At 71.2% G+C, this 15,036-nt stretch carries 16 protein-coding genes and 1 riboswitch; of the genes, 9 read left to right on the top strand and 7 right to left on the bottom strand.

From position 1 onward, the window contains the following. Positions 1-15: 15 nt before the first annotated feature. Both ACN6LB_RS12105 and ACN6LB_RS12100 read left to right on the top strand, forming a co-directional pair. Entirely contained in the window at positions 16-645 is a 630-nt protein-coding gene (locus ACN6LB_RS12105) for a TetR/AcrR family transcriptional regulator (RefSeq protein ID WP_445025811.1), read from the top strand. A 594-nt stretch (positions 646-1,239) separates the two neighbouring features. Next, complete coding sequence (locus ACN6LB_RS12100) at positions 1,240-2,739, top strand: phytoene desaturase family protein (protein WP_445025810.1); 1,500 nt, start codon at positions 1,240-1,242, stop codon at positions 2,737-2,739. A gap of 7 nt (positions 2,740-2,746) precedes the next feature. On the opposite strand, the gene ACN6LB_RS12095 is transcribed toward ACN6LB_RS12100, so the two are convergent. The 5 genes from ACN6LB_RS12095 to ACN6LB_RS12075 all read right to left on the bottom strand — a co-directional run bounded on the left by ACN6LB_RS12095 (position 2,747) and on the right by ACN6LB_RS12075 (position 7,228). Beyond that, the gene (locus tag ACN6LB_RS12095; protein ID WP_445025809.1) at positions 2,747-3,712 is read right to left on the bottom strand and encodes an SCO2102 family sporulation regulator; all 966 of its coding nucleotides are present in this window, start codon (positions 3,710-3,712) and stop codon (positions 2,747-2,749) included. A gap of 57 nt (positions 3,713-3,769) precedes the next feature. Continuing rightward, positions 3,770-4,693 carry a methylenetetrahydrofolate reductase [NAD(P)H] gene (gene metF, locus ACN6LB_RS12090; RefSeq protein WP_356139901.1) on the bottom strand — a complete coding sequence of 308 codons (924 nt, stop codon included), beginning with the start codon at positions 4,691-4,693 and terminating at the stop codon, positions 3,770-3,772. A gap of 111 nt (positions 4,694-4,804) precedes the next feature. Further along, entirely contained in the window at positions 4,805-5,452 is a 648-nt protein-coding gene (gene thiE, locus ACN6LB_RS12085; protein WP_445025808.1) for a thiamine phosphate synthase, read from the bottom strand. An 81-nt stretch (positions 5,453-5,533) separates the two neighbouring features. Continuing rightward, on the bottom strand, positions 5,534-5,899 hold the full coding sequence (locus ACN6LB_RS12080; protein WP_356139899.1) for an Rv2175c family DNA-binding protein: 366 nt from the start codon (positions 5,897-5,899) through the stop codon (positions 5,534-5,536). A gap of 102 nt (positions 5,900-6,001) precedes the next feature. Then, positions 6,002-7,228: an NAD(P)/FAD-dependent oxidoreductase gene (locus ACN6LB_RS12075; protein WP_445025807.1), complete on the bottom strand. Its 1,227-nt coding sequence runs from the start codon at positions 7,226-7,228 to the stop codon at positions 6,002-6,004. A gap of 152 nt (positions 7,229-7,380) precedes the next feature. Next, positions 7,381-7,492: riboswitch (TPP riboswitch) on the top strand. Here ACN6LB_RS12075 and thiO point away from each other — a divergent pair. The 6 genes from thiO to ACN6LB_RS12045 all read left to right on the top strand — a co-directional run bounded on the left by thiO (position 7,490) and on the right by ACN6LB_RS12045 (position 13,367). After that, positions 7,490-8,686, top strand: coding sequence for a glycine oxidase ThiO (gene thiO, locus ACN6LB_RS12070; RefSeq protein WP_445025806.1), 1,197 nt, complete (start codon positions 7,490-7,492; stop codon positions 8,684-8,686). Its footprint overlaps the riboswitch before it by 3 nt. Continuing rightward, positions 8,683-8,883 carry a sulfur carrier protein ThiS gene (gene thiS, locus ACN6LB_RS12065; protein WP_445025805.1) on the top strand — a complete coding sequence of 67 codons (201 nt, stop codon included), beginning with the start codon at positions 8,683-8,685 and terminating at the stop codon, positions 8,881-8,883. The genes thiO and thiS overlap by 4 nt, the downstream gene beginning before the upstream one ends. A gap of 3 nt (positions 8,884-8,886) precedes the next feature. Then, entirely contained in the window at positions 8,887-9,681 is a 795-nt protein-coding gene (locus ACN6LB_RS12060; RefSeq protein ID WP_445025804.1) for a thiazole synthase, read from the top strand. Between the two features lie 197 nt (positions 9,682-9,878). Further along, a complete protein-coding gene (gene pknB, locus ACN6LB_RS12055; RefSeq protein WP_445025803.1) occupies positions 9,879-11,831 on the top strand; it encodes a Stk1 family PASTA domain-containing Ser/Thr kinase in 1,953 nt (650 codons plus the stop codon). 69 nt (positions 11,832-11,900) lie between these two features. Beyond that, positions 11,901-12,770 carry a deoxyribonuclease IV gene (locus tag ACN6LB_RS12050; RefSeq protein ID WP_445025802.1) on the top strand — a complete coding sequence of 290 codons (870 nt, stop codon included), beginning with the start codon at positions 11,901-11,903 and terminating at the stop codon, positions 12,768-12,770. A gap of 93 nt (positions 12,771-12,863) precedes the next feature. After that, positions 12,864-13,367 carry a DUF4396 domain-containing protein gene (locus tag ACN6LB_RS12045; RefSeq protein ID WP_445025801.1) on the top strand — a complete coding sequence of 168 codons (504 nt, stop codon included), beginning with the start codon at positions 12,864-12,866 and terminating at the stop codon, positions 13,365-13,367. 24 nt (positions 13,368-13,391) lie between these two features. Here the strand turns inward: ACN6LB_RS12045 and ACN6LB_RS12040 are convergent, their stop codons facing one another. After that, the gene (locus ACN6LB_RS12040; protein WP_356139891.1) at positions 13,392-14,024 is read right to left on the bottom strand and encodes a sulfite oxidase-like oxidoreductase; all 633 of its coding nucleotides are present in this window, start codon (positions 14,022-14,024) and stop codon (positions 13,392-13,394) included. 156 nt (positions 14,025-14,180) lie between these two features. Between ACN6LB_RS12040 and bfr the strand changes: the two genes are divergently transcribed. After that, positions 14,181-14,660: a bacterioferritin gene (bfr, locus tag ACN6LB_RS12035; protein ID WP_356139890.1), complete on the top strand. Its 480-nt coding sequence runs from the start codon at positions 14,181-14,183 to the stop codon at positions 14,658-14,660. On the opposite strand, the gene ACN6LB_RS12030 is transcribed toward bfr, so the two are convergent. Further along, positions 14,657-14,893, bottom strand: a complete 237-nt coding sequence (locus ACN6LB_RS12030) for a (2Fe-2S)-binding protein (protein WP_356139889.1) — start codon at positions 14,891-14,893, stop codon at positions 14,657-14,659. The genes bfr and ACN6LB_RS12030 overlap by 4 nt on opposite strands. Between the last annotated feature and the right edge of the window lie 143 nt (positions 14,894-15,036).

Genomic DNA, 15,036 nt, shown 5'->3' with positions numbered 1-15,036 from the left:
GTGACAATCAGGGCCATGGACAGCAGCAGCACCACGGGAGGCGGCGGCACCCGCCGCGAGGCGACACGGCAGAAGCTGTACGAGGCGGCCGTCACGCTCATCGCGGAACAGGGCTTCTCCGCCACCACCGTGGACGAGATCGCCGAGCGCGCCGGAGTCGCGAAGGGCACGGTCTACTACAACTTCGCGAGCAAGTCCGTCCTCTTCGAACAGCTGCTGCGGCACGGCGTGGAACTCCTCACCGCCTCCCTTCGGGAGGCGGCGGAGAAGACCGCGCGCGAAGGGGGCAGCAAGGTCGACGCCCTGGACGCGATGATCCGCGCCGGGCTCGTGTTCATCGACCGCTATCCGGCCTTCACCCAGCTCTACGTGGCCGAGCTGTGGCGCACCAACCGCGCCTGGCAGTCCACGCTGATGGTGGTGCGGCAGGAGGCGGTCGCGGTCGTCGAGGGCGTCCTGCGCGACGCTGTGGCGGACGGCGAGCTCAGCGACGAGATCGACATCCAGCTGACGGCGTCCGCCCTGGTCGGGATGGTCCTGGTGGCCGCCCTGGACTGGCAGTCCTTCCAGCCGGAACGTTCCCTGGACGACGTCCACTCGGCGCTCTCCCGGCTGCTCCAGGGGCGCGTGAGCGGCAGCCGCTGAGCCGGGCCGACCCGGCCCGGGCCGACGGGCGCACGCAAAAGCGCCGGTCCGATGTGGCCGCGTCCCCCGCGGGCCACTCGAACCGGCGCTTCGCCGTGCTTCCCCCGTACTCCCCCGTTGGACCCCCGTTCGGTCGTTCCCCCGGGCCCCCCGTGTCTCGCTTCCGCCGACGGATCGGCGGAAGGAGCGGTGAAGGGCGCCGCACCGTTCCGCCGCCCCGTGTCGGCGGTGCCGGAGCCGCGCCCCTTGCCGTGCCTCCACTCTCCCGTTCACGCAGGTCGGGCCCATCCGCGCGCGTACTCATCTCACTCCCTAGGTACGGATACTCAGCACTGCGCACTCAGGCCCAGGACACACCGTTGCCGACTGGTTACGATCGCGTCCGTGTCCGTACTCCCCTTGGCCGGGGGCCTGGGAGTTTGTCCCCAGGAAGGCACAGCACCAGCGGCTGGGCCGGCGGCCTGAGCGACCACGTGTCCGAGCCCCTTCAGCTCCCTGAGATCCTGGTCACAGCGGGCTGCGGTACGGGACGAGCGCCCGCCCGGCTGACGGCCGGGGCACGGGTTGTCAGTGGTGGCCGATAAAGTCCCTGGCATGGCACGGATTGCGGTGATCGGCGCCGGGATGGGCGCGATGGCGGCCGCTGCGCGGCTGGCCGTCGCGGGCCACCGGGTGGTGGTGTACGAGCGCGCGGCGACGTACGGCGGAGCGGTGGGCCGAGTCGAGCGCGACGGCTTCTCCTTCGACACGGGACCGGGGCTGCTCCCGCTGCCCGCGGTCTACCGCGACCTGTTCGTCAAGACGGGCAAGGAGCCGCTGGAGGCGTGCGTCGAGCTGGTCCAGGTCGATCCGTCGTCCCACCACGTCTTCGCCGACGGCACACGGGTCTCGCTGCCCAACGCCTCCCGCGCGGGGGTCGTCGCGGCCCTGGACGGGGCTCTGGGGGCCGGTGCGGGCGAGCGGTGGGGTGATTTCCTGGTGCGGGCCCGCGAGGCCTGGGACCGGACGCGCCGGCCTCTCCTGGAGGAGCCGCTCTGGACCGACTGGTCGGTGCTCGCCGAGCGCGAACCCTATCCGGCGGTGCCGCACAAGCGGCTGCTGCGCACCCGGCGGGCCGCCACGCTCGCCGAGGTCGGCGCGTGGGAGCTGCGTGACCCGCGCCTGGCGGCCCTCCTGGAGAGCCACGCGCTGGCGTACGGCCTCGATCCTCGGGTCACTCCCGCCGCCGCGGCCGTGCTGCCCTACATGGAACACGCCTTCGGCATTTGGTACGTGCGCGGTGGCGTCCGGGAGCTGGCCCGCGCGGTGTACGAGCGGTGCGTGGCCCGCCGGGTGGAGTTCCGCTTCGGGGCCGCCGTCGAGCGACTCGTCGAGAAGGACGGCCGCGCGGCCGGTGTCGAGCTCTCCGACGGCTCGGTCGCGGAGGCGGACTTCGTGGTGGCCGGTGTCGCTCCCGGCGCGCTGGACCGCATCGCCTCCGGGGCGGCGCTGCGTGGCGAGGGCGAGGTCGCACCGCGCGGCGAGAGCACCACGCCGAGCCGGCTGAGCGTGCTGCTGGCGCTGCGCGGCGGACGTCCGCAGGGGGCTGCGCACCGGACGGTGGTGCACTCGGCGGACCGGGAGGGCGAGTTGGCGCAGCTCTTCGGTGAGCGCCCGGGGTTCCCTGCCGCGCCCACCGTGACGGTGCTGCGGCCCGACGACCCGGCACCGGTCCCGGACGCGGAGCACGAGGCGGTCACCTTGACCGTGACCGTGGCGCCGGGCCTGACGGTGTCCGAGGCGGACGTCGAGCGGGTGCTTTCCCTCGCCGAGCGGGCGATACCCGACCTCCGCGACCGCCTCCTGTGGCACGAGACGCGCACCCCCGCCGACATCGCCGGGGCGACGGGCGCGGACGGCGGCGCGGTGCCCGCCCCGGCACTCGCCGCGGCGGACGGGCGCCTGCTGCACCCCGCGAACAGCACCCGGATGCCCGGCCTCTTCGCGGTCGGCGGCTGGGCTCACCCCGGCGGCGGGCTCCCGCACGCGGGCATGTCGGGCGCCCTGGTCGCCGGACTGATCGTGGAGGGACCGGAGTTCCGCGGCTCGCAGTGAACCGTGCTCAGTACCGGTACTGCTCGTCGTACCCGTTGCCGTTGTTGCCGTTGTTGTTGCCGTTGCCGTCGCCCTGGTACGGGTACGGCTGTTCCTGCGGGAGTTCGCCGCCGTACGGGTCGTCGGTGTTGCGCTGCTGGGGCACCCAGAGGCCGCCGGCCGGGGTCTCGCCGCCGTAGGTGCCCGTCGCATACGGGTCCTGGGTGTAGCCCTGCTGCTGGCCGTACTGCTGCTGCTCGCCGTAGCCGGTGTCGTACGTGGCCCCGCCGTACGTCTGGGTGCCGATGTACGGGTCGGAGTAGGCGGCGTACTGCTGCTGGCCGGTGGTGTCGTAGGCGTACTGCTGCTGGTCGTAGCCGGTGTAGCCGTCGTACGCGAAGTTCTGGCTGGGGTCCTGCGCCTGGGCGGCGGCCGCATAGGCGGGGTCCGTGGCGGCCGCGTACGCCGCGTCGGTGTAGACGCCGTACTGGCCGGTGTCCTCGGGCAGCGGCTGCGGTTCGTAGACGGCGCTGCTCTCGGCGGCCGAGGCCATCGTCTCGACGGGCTGCGCGGGGCGGAACACGTCGTCGCGGTCGTAGTCGTCGTACGCCTCGTCGGGCGTGTACGACGACGTCTCGTCGGTCGCTTCGAGGTCGGTGACCTCAAGTGTCGGTTCCTGGTGGTCCGGCTCGCCGCGGCGGCGCTTGCTCTTGCCGCCGCTCTTGGCGCCGATGCCCGGCCGGTTGCGCACGGCCCAGCCGGCCGCGAAGCCGCGGCGGAACGAGAGCGTGACGTACGTCTGGCCGACCGTGAAGGCCGCCGCGCCCAGACCTATGACCACGACCGAGCGGCTCAGTACGCCGAGTACGACGCAGAGGAAACCGACGAAGGCGAGCAGTCGCCAGCGCAGCCGCGCCTTGTACTGCAGCAGGACCTCGCCGAGCAGCCACAGCGCGACGATTCCGAACGCGATGTAGAGGACCGTAAAGCCCATGTACGCCCCTCTCCCAGGTGGCCGCTACGCAGTGTGTCGTACGCGGGTGCGACCGGTCTAGGCCTGCTGTGGGTGGTGCAGCCCCAGATTTTCGTAGATTTCCAGCGTCGCCGTGGAGTTGTTGAGCGTGATGAAGTGCAGACCGGGGACTCCCTCGTCCAGCAGCTTCGCGCAGAACTCCGTCGCGAACTCGATGCCAATGGAGCGTACAGCCGCCGGATCGTCTTTGGCTGTGAGGATCCGCTCTTTCAGAACGGCGGGGATCGCGGCGTTGCTGAGCTGCGGCAGGCGTTCCAGCATCTTCACGCTGGTCACCGGCATGACCTCGGGAATCACCGGGGTCTCGCAGCTCGCGGCGCCGACACGGTCGCGCAGGCGCAGATAGGACTCGGGTTGGAAGAACATCTGCGTGATCGCGTAGTCGGCGCCGGCGCGGCATTTGTCGACGAAGTGCTCGACGTCGCGGTCCCAGGTGTCGGAGCGCGGGTGCATCTCGGGGAAGGCCGCGACGCCTACGCAGAAGTCACCGGACTCCTTGATGAGACGGACGAGTTCGGCGGCGTAGGTCAGGCCGCTGGGGTGCGGCACCCAGTCGCCCATGGGGTCGCCGGGCGGGTCGCCGCGGACCGCGAGCATGTTGCGGATCCCGGCGTCGGCGTACTGGCCGATGATGTTGCGCAGCTCGGCGATGGAGTGGTTGACCGCGGTGAGGTGGGCGACCGGGGTGAGCGTCGTGTCGACGACGATCTGCTGGGTCTCCTTGACGGTGCCCGCGCGGGTTGAGCCGCCGGCGCCGTAGGTCACGGAGACGAAGTCGGGTGCGACGGCCTCGACCCGGCGCAGCGCGTTCCACAGGTTGCGCTCGCCCTTGGGGGTCTTCGGCGCGGAGAACTCGAACGAGTACGTCTTCTTGCCGGTGGCGAGCATGTCGCGCACGGTGCGTGCGCGGTCAGTCCTGGTGGAAGCGGATCCGAGGGCCATACCGGCAGGTTAGCCAGGGGGCGTCGGTACCCCAACCGAACCGCTGAGAATTGTCCGATTTGTCGACTTCTTGTCCACCCCTCGGACAGTTCTCGGACAGTTGCCGCGCGTCTACGCGTCGCGCAGTCGCTTCGCGAACTCGCCCGCCGCTGCTCCGGGGTCGTCCGCCTCCGTGATCGCACGGACGACCACGACACGGCGGGCGCCCGCCTCCAGCACCTCGTCGAGGTTGCCGAGGTCGATGCCTCCGATGGCGAACCAGGGGCGGTCGGTGCCGAGGGAGGCGGTGTGGCGGACCAGGTCCAGGCCGGGGGCGTGGCGGCCGGGCTTGGTGGGGGTCGGCCAGCAGGGGCCGGTGCAGAAGTAGTCCACGCCGTCCTGGACGGCGGCGGCCTCGGCCTCGGAGTCGGCGTGCGTGGAACGGCCGATCAGGACGTTCTCCCCCAGGATCGCGCGGGCCGCGGGCACGGGCAGGTCGCCCTGGCCCAGATGCAGCACGTCGGCACCGATGGCATGGGCCACGTCCGCCCGGTCGTTGACCGCGAGGAGCTTGCCGTGGCGCGCACAGGCCTCGGCGAAGACCTGGAGGTGCTCCAGTTCCTCCCCTGCCTCCATGCCCTTGTCGCGCAGCTGAACGATGTCCACGCCGCCCGCCAGGACCGCGTCGAGGAACTCGGCGAGGTCACCCTGGCGTCTGCGGGCGTCCGTGCAGAGGTAGACGCGGGCGTCGGCGAGCTGAGCGCGAGCGCTGTTGGGCATGGCGGTGTCCCCCGTGGTCGATGGCGTACGAGCCGCCGGGTGCTCGGCCCGTACGCCGGACGGTTCCTTCGTTCGTTCAGGTCAGACGGCGAGCGCCTGGGCGCGGCGCTTCACCTCCGTGCCGCGATTCTCGCTGAGGGCCTGCGCGGGCGTGCCGGGCAGGCTCGGGTCGGGGGTGAAGAGCCACTCGAGCATCTCTTCGTCGGTGAAGCCGTCGTCCCGAAGGAGCGTCAAGGTGCCGGTGAGGCCCTTGACGACCTTGTCCCCGTCGATGAAGGCGGCGGGGACGTGCAGCGCGCGGTTCTCACCGCGGCGTACGGCGATCACCTGGCCCTCCTTGACCAGCTGCCGGACTCGGGTCACCTCTACGCCGAACTGTTCGGCGATGTCGGGCAGGGTGAGCCAGGCAGGGACGAGAGCATCGGTCTTTGCGTCAATCTCGGTCACGGGACAAGCCTGCCATCCCGGACTGACACTCGGAAGCCGGGGCCGTCCGACCTGGGCCGACGGAGTGCCCCTCACCGCTGTCCCGACGGAAAACTCCGCCGACTACACCGCCGCCGCCTTCAGCGGCCGCGACGGATCGGGCAGCAGCTCCGGGTCCATCGGAGTGCCCGCCTCGATCAGCCGGCGTCCCTGGGCCAGGTCGCGGGGGCGGCCGACCGCCAGGAGGGCGACGAGCCGGCCGTCGCGAAGCCAGCACACTGTCCAGGCCGGTGCCGAGGGGTCGCCGCGCCACACCGTCGTGTCGGCGGCCTCGTGGTGGCCGACGTACTGGACGAAGCGGCCGAACTGCTCGGACCAGAAGTACGGCACCGGGTCGTACGCCGTCGGGGACTCACCGATGATGTTCGCCGCCACCGTGCGCGGACCCTGGAGCGCGTTGTCCCAGTGGTGGACCAGCAGACGCCCCTCGTACCTTCCCGAAGGGAAGGAAGCGCAGTCGCCGACCGCGTAGATGTCCGGCACGGAGGTGCGCAGGTGGTCGTCGGCGACGATCTCGCGATGGGCGCCCAGCTCGATGCCGGAGCCGGTGAGCCAGGCGGTGGCCGGGCGCGCTCCGATGCCGACGACGACGGCGCCCGCGGGGACCCGTGAGCCGTCGTCGAGCACCACCGCGCCCGCCTCGATGCGCTCCACGCGCGCGTGGGTGCGCAGTTCGGCCCCGCTGTCCGCGTACCAGGCCGCCATGGGTGCGGCCACCTCCGCCGGCAGGGCACCGGCGAGCGGCCGGTCGGCGGCCTCCACGACGGTCACCGCGCACCCCGCCTCGCGTGCGGCCGTGGCGAACTCGGCGCCGATCCAGCCCGCGCCGACGACCACGATGTCGTGCTGCTGGGCGAGGACGGGGCGCAGCCGCTCGGCGTCGTCGAGGGTGCGCAGCAGGTGGACGCCGGGCACGCCCTCGGCGCCCGGCAGCTGGATGGGTTCGGCTCCGGTGGCGACGACCAGGACGTCGTACGGCACGGGCCCGGTGACGGTGTCGAGCTCGTGGTCCACGGGCCGTACGCCGACGACCTCGCGCCCGAGCTGCAGTTCGATGCCGAGCGCCTCGAAGTCGACGTCGAAGGCGGAGCCCTCGGCCTTGCCGAGCAGGACGGCCTTGGACAGCGGTGGCCGGTCGTAGGGCTGATGGGGTTCCGCGCCGATCAGCGTCACGCCGCCGGTGAAACCCTGTTCCCGCAGGGCGACCGCGGTCTGCACCCCGGCCATGCCCGCACCCACGACGACGACCCGCCGTGCCGAATGTCCCTGCGCCTGCGTCTGCTCGCTCACCTGATCACCATAGACAACTGACGGTTTGTCAGTCAGGGGGCGTGCTCAGTGACCTGTTCCACAGCACTCGTCCGCCCCCGGCCCGACTCCCGGAGGCCACCGGCGGAGGCTCCCTTACCGAGGCGGGGGCGGCGGGCTAGGGTGGCCCACGTACAAGCACTCGCGGGAGCCCGGACGCACCGGGCTGAGAGGGAGGCTGGCGGCCTCCGACCGTACGAACCTGATCCGGGTCATGCCGGCGAAGGGAGGGGCTGGACGCCCATGTCGCCTACACGTACATCAGCCGCGCGTGCCTCGGGCACGCACGCATCAGACGTCCTCGTCGTGGGGGGCGGGATCATCGGTCTGGTGACCGCCTGGCGGGCCGCGCAGCGCGGCTTCACGACCGCGGTGGTGGATCCCGAACCGGGCGGCGGAGCGGCCCGGGTGGCGGCCGGGATGCTGGCCGCCGTCACCGAACTGCACTACGGCGAGCAGACCCTGCTGGGTCTGAACCTCGCCTCCGCGCGCCGCTACCCCGCGTTCGTCGCCGAGCTGACCGAGGCGACGGGCCAGGACCTCGGCTACCGCCGCTGCGGCACCCTCGCGGTCGCGCTGGACGCCGACGACCGCGCCCACCTGCGGGAGCTGCACGCCCTGCAGCAGCGGTCGGGGCTGGAGTCGGAGTGGCTGAGCGGCCGCGAGTGCCGTCGCCTGGAGCCGATGCTCGCGCCGGGCGTACGCGGCGGACTCCGCGTCGACGGCGACCACCAGATCGACCCCCGGCGGCTCGCGAAAGCGCTGGTCACGGCGTGCGAGCGGGCCGGGGTGGTGTTCCGGCGGACGTGGGCCAAGCAGCTGAGCGTCTCTGCGGACCGGGCCACCGGCGTGGTCACCGCGGACGGCACCGAGCTCTCTGCCGGGCAGGTCGTCCTCGCCGCGGGCAGCCTCAGCGGGCAGCTCGCGGGCGTCCCCGACGCCGTACTGCCGCCCGTACGGCCGGTGAAGGGGCAGGTGCTGCGGCTGACCGTCCCCCGGAAGTACGCGCCCTTCCTGAACCGGACCGTGCGCGCCGTCGTGCGCGGCAGCCACGTCTACCTGGTGCCGCGAGAGAACGGCGAGCTGGTCGTGGGCGCCACCAGCGAGGAGCTGGGCTGGGACACCACGGTGACCGCGGGCGGCGTCTACGAGCTGCTGCGCGACGCCCACGAGCTGATCCCGGGCATCACCGAGCTGCCGCTCACCGAGACGCGGGCCGGACTGCGCCCCGGCTCCCCCGACAACGCTCCGCTGCTCGGCCCGACCGAGCTGGCCGGGCTCCTCCTCGCCACCGGCCACTACCGCAACGGCGTCCTGCTCACGCCCGTCACCGGCGACGCGATGGCGCACGCCCTGGCCACCGGCGAACTCCCCGACGAGGCCCGCCCCTTCACCCCCCGGCGCTTTCGCACCACCGCACTCACGGAGCAGCCCGCATGAACGTCTTCGTCAACGGAGCGCGGCAGCACCTCACCGAGGGCACCGCGCTCGACACGCTCGTCGCGACACTCAGCCCGGCTCCCTCCGGGATCGCCGCCGCCCTCAACGAAACCGTCGTCCCGCGCGGGCAGTGGAAATCCACTCCCCTCTGCGAGGGAGACCGCGTCGAAGTCCTCACCGCCGTCCAAGGAGGCTGACCCATGGCCGACGATCCCTTCGTCCTCGGCGGCACGACCTTCTCGTCCCGCCTCATCATGGGCACGGGCGGCGCTCCCAGCCTCGACGTCCTGGAGCGCTCGCTGGTGGCGTCCGGCACGGAGCTGACCACGGTCGCGATGCGCCGCGTGAACCCCGAGGCACACGGCTCGGTCCTCTCCGTGCTCGACAGGCTGGGCATCCGGGTGCTGCCCAACACGGCCGGCTGCTTCACCGCGGGCGAGGCCGTGCTGACCGCCCGCCTGGCCCGCGAGGCCCTCGGAACCGATCTGGTCAAGCTGGAGGTCATCGCCGACGAGCGCACCCTGCTGCCGGATCCGATCGAGCTGCTCGACGCCGCCGAGACCCTGGTGGACGACGGCTTCACCGTGCTGCCGTACACGAACGACGACCCGGTCCTCGCGCGGAAGCTGGAGGACGCCGGCTGCGCCGCGATCATGCCGCTGGGCTCTCCCATCGGCTCCGGGCTCGGCATCCGCAACCCGCACAACTTCCAGCTGATCGTGGAGCACGCGCGCGTGCCGGTGATCCTGGACGCCGGGGCGGGCACGGCCTCCGACGCGGCGCTCGCGATGGAACTGGGGTGCGCCGGTGTGATGCTCGCCTCCGCCGTGACGCGGGCGCAGGAGCCGGTGCTCATGGCGGAGGCGATGCGGCACGCCGTCGAGGCGGGCCGGCTCGCCCGGCGCGCGGGGCGCATCCCCAAGCGGCACTTCGCCGAGGCGTCCTCCCCCGCGACGGGAATGGCACGACTGGACCCGGAGCGGCCGGCGTTCTGAACGCCGCGGTCCCCGCCGTCGGCGGCTGCGGGTCCATGTCGGCGGGCGGCCCCGACCGCTCGCATACCGGCATCTCGCACAGCTGTGCCCACAGCGGTAGCAGCGGCCCGAGGCGTGCGTCACAGGTCGGCTGCAGTACCGCCCCGGTATCGCCCTAACGGGTGGTCGTGTCGGTGTCGGCTCGTACACTCACCTGCGTGGACACGACCCTTCAGGACCCGCTGGTCGGGCAGCTGCTCGACGGGCGCTACCGCGTCGAGGCACGGATCGCGGTGGGCGGGATGGCCACGGTCTACCGGGCCGTGGACCCCCCCCTCGACCGCGTGCTCGCCCTCAAGGTGATGCACCCGACCCTGGCCGCCGACCACTCCTTCGTGGAGCGCTTCATCCGCGAGGCCAAGTCGGTGGCCCGGCTCGCGCACCCCAACGTGGTGCAGGTCTTCGACCAGGGAACCGACGGGGCGTACGTCTATCTCGCCATGGAGTACGTCGCCGGGTGCACCCTGCGCGACGTGCTGCGCGAGCGCGGGGCGCTGCAGCCGCGCGCCGCACTCGACATCCTGGAGCCGGTCCTCGCCGCGCTCGGCGCCGCGCACCGCGCCGGTTTCGTGCACCGTGACATGAAGCCGGAGAACGTCCTGATAGGGGACGACGGCCGGGTCAAGGTCGCGGACTTCGGGCTCGTACGGGACGTAGGCACTGTCACGAACACCACGGGCGCCGTCCTCGGCACCGTGTCGTACCTGGCCCCGGAGCAGATCGAGCACGGCACGGCCGACACCCGCGTCGACGTCTACGCCTGCGGGGTCGTCCTCTACGAGATGCTCACCGGTGACAAGCCGCACTCCGGGAGCTCGCCCGCACAGGTGCTCTACCAGCACCTGCACGCGGATGTGCCCCCGCCGTCGGCCGCCGTGCCGGGACTGTCCTACGCCCTCGACGAGCTGGTCGCCACGGCGACCGCCCGCAACCCCGAGCTGCGCCCGCACGACGCGGTCGCGCTGCTCGCCCAGGTCCTGGACGCGAGAGCCGGGCTGAGCGCCGAGCAGCTGGACCTCGTGCCGCCGAAGGCGAACGCCGTCGGCCACGACAACGCCCAGGACCGTACGAGCGTGATCCCGCGCTCGCTGTCCGTACCGCGGCCGCTCCCGGTCAACGAGGACGACGGTGACCGGGCCGGGCTCGCGCACACCGACCGCTTCGAGCGGACCAGCCTCTACGAGACGCCTCCGCCGCCGCCTTCACGGCGCTCCCGGCTCTCCTGGCACCCCCGGCGCGGACTGGTGGCGATCGTCGCCGCGGCGCTGCTGGTACTGGGGGTCGGCGCGGGTGTCTGGTACATCAACTCCGGCCAGTTCACCAAGATCCCGCCGGTGTTGTCGATGACCGAGGCGAAGGCCACGGACCAGCTGGAGTCGGCGGGCCTGGACGTCAAGGTCAAGCACCAGTACAGCACCGTCGTCAAGCGCGGCACCGTCATCAACGCCGATCCCGCGGTCGGCGACCGCATCCGGGACAACGCGACGGTGACGCTGCTCATCTCCGACGGCCCGGAGACAGTGAAGGTGCCCGACCTGAAGGGCGACAAGCTCGACGAGGCCAAGGCCCGCCTGAAGAAGGACGGGCTGGCGGCGGGCATGGTCACCCGTGCGTTCAGCGAGGACGTCCTCAAGGGCTACGTCATCAGCAGCGACCCGGGCGCGGGCATCTCACGGCACGCCGGCTCGGCCATCGCGCTCGTCGTCAGCAAGGGCAGCCCGGTGGACGTGCCCGACGTCACGGGCGAGTCCGTCGAGGACGCCAAGTCGGACCTCGAAGAGCAGGGCCTGAAGGTCAAGATCGCCTCCGCGCAGGTCAATTCGGAGTACGACAAGGGCGATGTCGCCCAGCAGTCGCCGGGCGAGGGCAAGCAGGCCGCCGAGGGCGACACCGTGACCCTGACGATCTCCAAGGGCCCGGTGATGGTCGAGGTCCCGGACGTCGTGGGCAAGAGCGTCGACGACGCGAAGCAGGAGCTGGAGGACAAGGGCTTCAAGGTCGACGAGGACCGCGGTCTGCTCCACCTCTTCGGGGACAAGGTCAAGGGCCAGTCGGTGGACGGCGGCGAACGGGCCCCCAAGGGGTCGACGATCACGCTGGAGATCGAGTAGGTCTTTGGGGGTGCCCGTGCCGCCGACCGGGTGGCCGGGGCACCCCACGGGGCGTGACACCCTGAAAGGGTGACCAGCAAGCAGCTCCGCAACCCCGTCGGCGGCCATGTGCCCGTGGCCGGCGGCCTCAACTCCGTCGGCCTGACCTACGCACGCGAGATGGGCGCCGAGACCGTCCAGGTCTTCGTCGCCAACCCGCGCGGCTGGGCGACGCCCCCCGGCAACCCCCGCCAGGACGAGGAGTTCCGCGCGGCGTGCGCCGCCGAGACGATCCCCGCGTACGTCCACGCGCCGTACCTGATCAACTTCGGCTCGCACACCCAGGCCACCGTCGAGCAGTCGGTCCTGTCTCTGCGCCACTCGCTGCGCCGGGGCCGGGAGATCGGCGCGCTCGGTGTGGTCGTGCACACCGGAAGCGCCACCGGCGGCCGGGACCGCTCGGTCGCCCTGAAGCAGGTGCGTGAGTACCTGCTGCCGCTGCTGGACGAGCTGACCCACGACGACGACCCGTACCTCCTCCTGGAGTCGACCGCCGGGCAGGGCGCCTCGCTCTGCTCGCGCACCTGGGATTTCGGGCCCTACTTCGAGGCGCTGGACGCCCACCCCAAGCTGGGCGTCTGCCTCGACACCTGCCACATCTACGCCGCCGGCCACGATCTGACCGGGCCGAGCGGGATGCATCAGACCCTCGACCTGCTGGTGGACATCGTCGGCGAGGGACGGCTGAAGCTCATCCACGCCAACGACTCCAAGGATGTGGTCGGCGCACACAAGGACCGTCACGAGAACATCGGCTCCGGCCACATCGGCGAGGACCCGTTCCGCGCGCTGATGACCCACCCCGCCACCGCGGGCGTACCCCTGATCATCGAGACGCCCGGCGGCAAGGAAGGGCACGCGGCGGACGTGGAGCGGCTGAAGAAGCTGCGCGACGGCTGAACTCTCCACCCGTCGAGGGATACCAGGAATACCCCTGGGGGGTATACGGTTCTTGCCAAGTGCAGGAACCGTTACCTGACGTTGGGGGCAGTCATGCAGCACGAGGCGCACGCAGCACACGATCACCACCACCACGAGGCGCACGATCACCCCGCCACCGGTGCGTCCTGGTCCATGGCCGCCCAGGCCACGCTCCACTGTCTGACCGGCTGCGCCATCGGCGAGGTGCTCGGCATGGTCATCGGCACCGCCCTGGGATGGGGCAACCTGCCGACGACGATCCTGGCGATCGTGCTCGCGTTCTTCTTCGGCTACTCGCTCACCCTGCGCGGTGTGCTGAAGGCGGGCGTCGGCTTCGGGGCGGCCGTCCGGGTGGCGCTGGCCGCGGACACCCTGTCCATCGCCGTGATGGAGCTGATCGACAACGGCGTGATCGTGCTGTGGCCGGACGCGATGGACGCGACCCTGAGCGACGCCCTGTTCTGGCTGTCACTCACCCTCTCGCTCGTGATCGCCTTCGTGGTCACGACGCCGGTCAACAAGTGGATGATCGGCCGCGGCAAGGGGCACGCGGTGGTGCACCAGTACCACCACTGAGCGCCGGCAAGCAGGGACCAGGATCTAGAGCTCGGGGCCGTCCCCGGGCTCTTCCTGGTACGAGTAGCGCTGCTCGCGCCACGGATCGCCGACGTTGTGATAGCCGCGCTCCTCCCAAAAGCCGCGGCGGTCGGCCGTCATGTACTCCACGCCGCGGACCCACTTGGGGCCCTTCCAGGCGTACAGATGCGGCACGACCAGGCGGAGCGGGAAGCCGTGCTCCGCGGTGAGCAGTTCGCCGTCCTTGTGGGTCGCGAAGATCGCGCCGTCGGAGGCGAAGTCCGCGAGGCGGAGGTTCGAACTGAACCCGTACTCGGCCCAGACCATGACGTGGGTGACGGCGGACGAGGGCGGCGCGGTCTCCAGGATCGTACGAGCCGGGATGCCACCCCATTCGGCTCCGAGCATGCTGAACTTCGTCACGCAGTGCAGATCGGCCACGACCGTGGCGTACGGCAGAGCCGTGAACTCCTCATGGGTCCAGCAGTGTTTCTCGCTGTCCGCGGTGGCGCCGAAGACCCTGAACTCCCAGCGCTCGGGCCGGAACTTGGGTACGGGACCGTAGTGCGTGACCGGCCAGCCGCGCTGCAGTCGCTGCCCCGGCGGAAGCTGTGACTGTGCACCTTCTCCAGATTCCCGCTCCACCGGCTGACCCATGACTCCATCCTGACAGACCCGGGACACTGCACATGACCAGCCCCGGTTCGATTCGGGCAACTCCTACTAAGCGTGCACTTACTGGACGCGTTTCCGCGCCCGGTGCAAGGATGCGGCGCAACCTGCCCAGTCCCCCGCTTGGAAGGAGCCTCTGCGATGCAGGGCGACCCCGAGGTCATCGAATTTCTGAACGAGCAGCTGACCGGCGAACTGACGGCGATCAACCAGTACTTCCTGCACGCGAAGATGCAGGAGAACTTCGGCTGGACGAAGCTCGCGAAGTACACGCGGCACGAGTCGTTCGACGAGATGAAGCACGCCGAGGTCCTCACCGACCGGATCCTCTTCCTGGAGGGCCTGCCGAACTACCAGCGGCTCTTCCATGTCCGGGTGGGCCAGACGGTCACCGAGATGTTCCAGGCGGACCGGCAGGTCGAGGTCGAGGCGATCGACCGCCTCAAGCGCGGGATCGAGGTGATGCGCGCCAAGGGCGACATCACGTCCGCCAACATCTTCGAGTCGATCCTCGAGGACGAGGAGCATCACATCGACTACCTGGACACCCAGCTGGAGTTGGTCGAGAAGCTCGGAGAGGCGCTCTACATCGCCCAGCTCATCGAGCAGCCCGAGAGCTAAGCGGCTTCTTCGAGGCCTTCCAGGCCGGCGAGCACCGGCTGCTTGCCCTGGTCCGCCGCGTCACGGCGCGGGCAGGCGCCCCGGCCGAGGAGTTCCTGGATCCGGCGGACGCACGAGCCGCAGTCCGTGCCCGCCTTGCACTGCGACGCTATCTGGCGGGGGGTGCAGGCGCCGCCTTCCGCGTGCTTCTTCACCTGCGCTTCGGTCACCCCGAAGCAGTTGCAGACGTACACGCGGGTTCACCTCCCGACGGGATTCATAGGTCGTGCCGTCCCGATTGATCGGTTGAATCGGTGAGGCTAACCTAACCTTACCCGGGACGCCGGAACCGCAAAAGTGCAGTGGGGGGGGGGGGGGGGGGGGGGGGGGGGGGGGG

Source organism: Streptomyces sp. SAS_270 (assembly GCF_052543295.1).
Note: the sequence above shows the minus strand (reverse complement) of the source record. Positions and strands in the feature narration are given on the sequence as shown.

What these genes read in the sequence shown, in the direction of transcription:
- ACN6LB_RS12105 (WP_445025811.1), top strand. Translation starts at nt 16, where the DNA reads ATGGACAGCAGCAGCACCACGGGAGGCGGCGGCACCCGCCGCGAGGCG.
- ACN6LB_RS12100 (WP_445025810.1), top strand. Translation starts at nt 1,240, where the DNA reads ATGGCACGGATTGCGGTGATCGGCGCCGGGATGGGCGCGATGGCGGCC.
- ACN6LB_RS12095 (WP_445025809.1), bottom strand. Translation starts at nt 3,712, where the DNA reads ATGGGCTTTACGGTCCTCTACATCGCGTTCGGAATCGTCGCGCTGTGG.
- metF (WP_356139901.1), bottom strand. Translation starts at nt 4,693, where the DNA reads ATGGCCCTCGGATCCGCTTCCACCAGGACTGACCGCGCACGCACCGTG.
- thiE (WP_445025808.1), bottom strand. Translation starts at nt 5,452, where the DNA reads ATGCCCAACAGCGCTCGCGCTCAGCTCGCCGACGCCCGCGTCTACCTC.
- thiO (WP_445025806.1), top strand. Translation starts at nt 7,490, where the DNA reads ATGTCGCCTACACGTACATCAGCCGCGCGTGCCTCGGGCACGCACGCA.
- thiS (WP_445025805.1), top strand. Translation starts at nt 8,683, where the DNA reads ATGAACGTCTTCGTCAACGGAGCGCGGCAGCACCTCACCGAGGGCACC.
- ACN6LB_RS12060 (WP_445025804.1), top strand. Translation starts at nt 8,887, where the DNA reads ATGGCCGACGATCCCTTCGTCCTCGGCGGCACGACCTTCTCGTCCCGC.
- ACN6LB_RS12045 (WP_445025801.1), top strand. Translation starts at nt 12,864, where the DNA reads ATGCAGCACGAGGCGCACGCAGCACACGATCACCACCACCACGAGGCG.
- ACN6LB_RS12040 (WP_356139891.1), bottom strand. Translation starts at nt 14,024, where the DNA reads ATGGGTCAGCCGGTGGAGCGGGAATCTGGAGAAGGTGCACAGTCACAG.
- bfr (WP_356139890.1), top strand. Translation starts at nt 14,181, where the DNA reads ATGCAGGGCGACCCCGAGGTCATCGAATTTCTGAACGAGCAGCTGACC.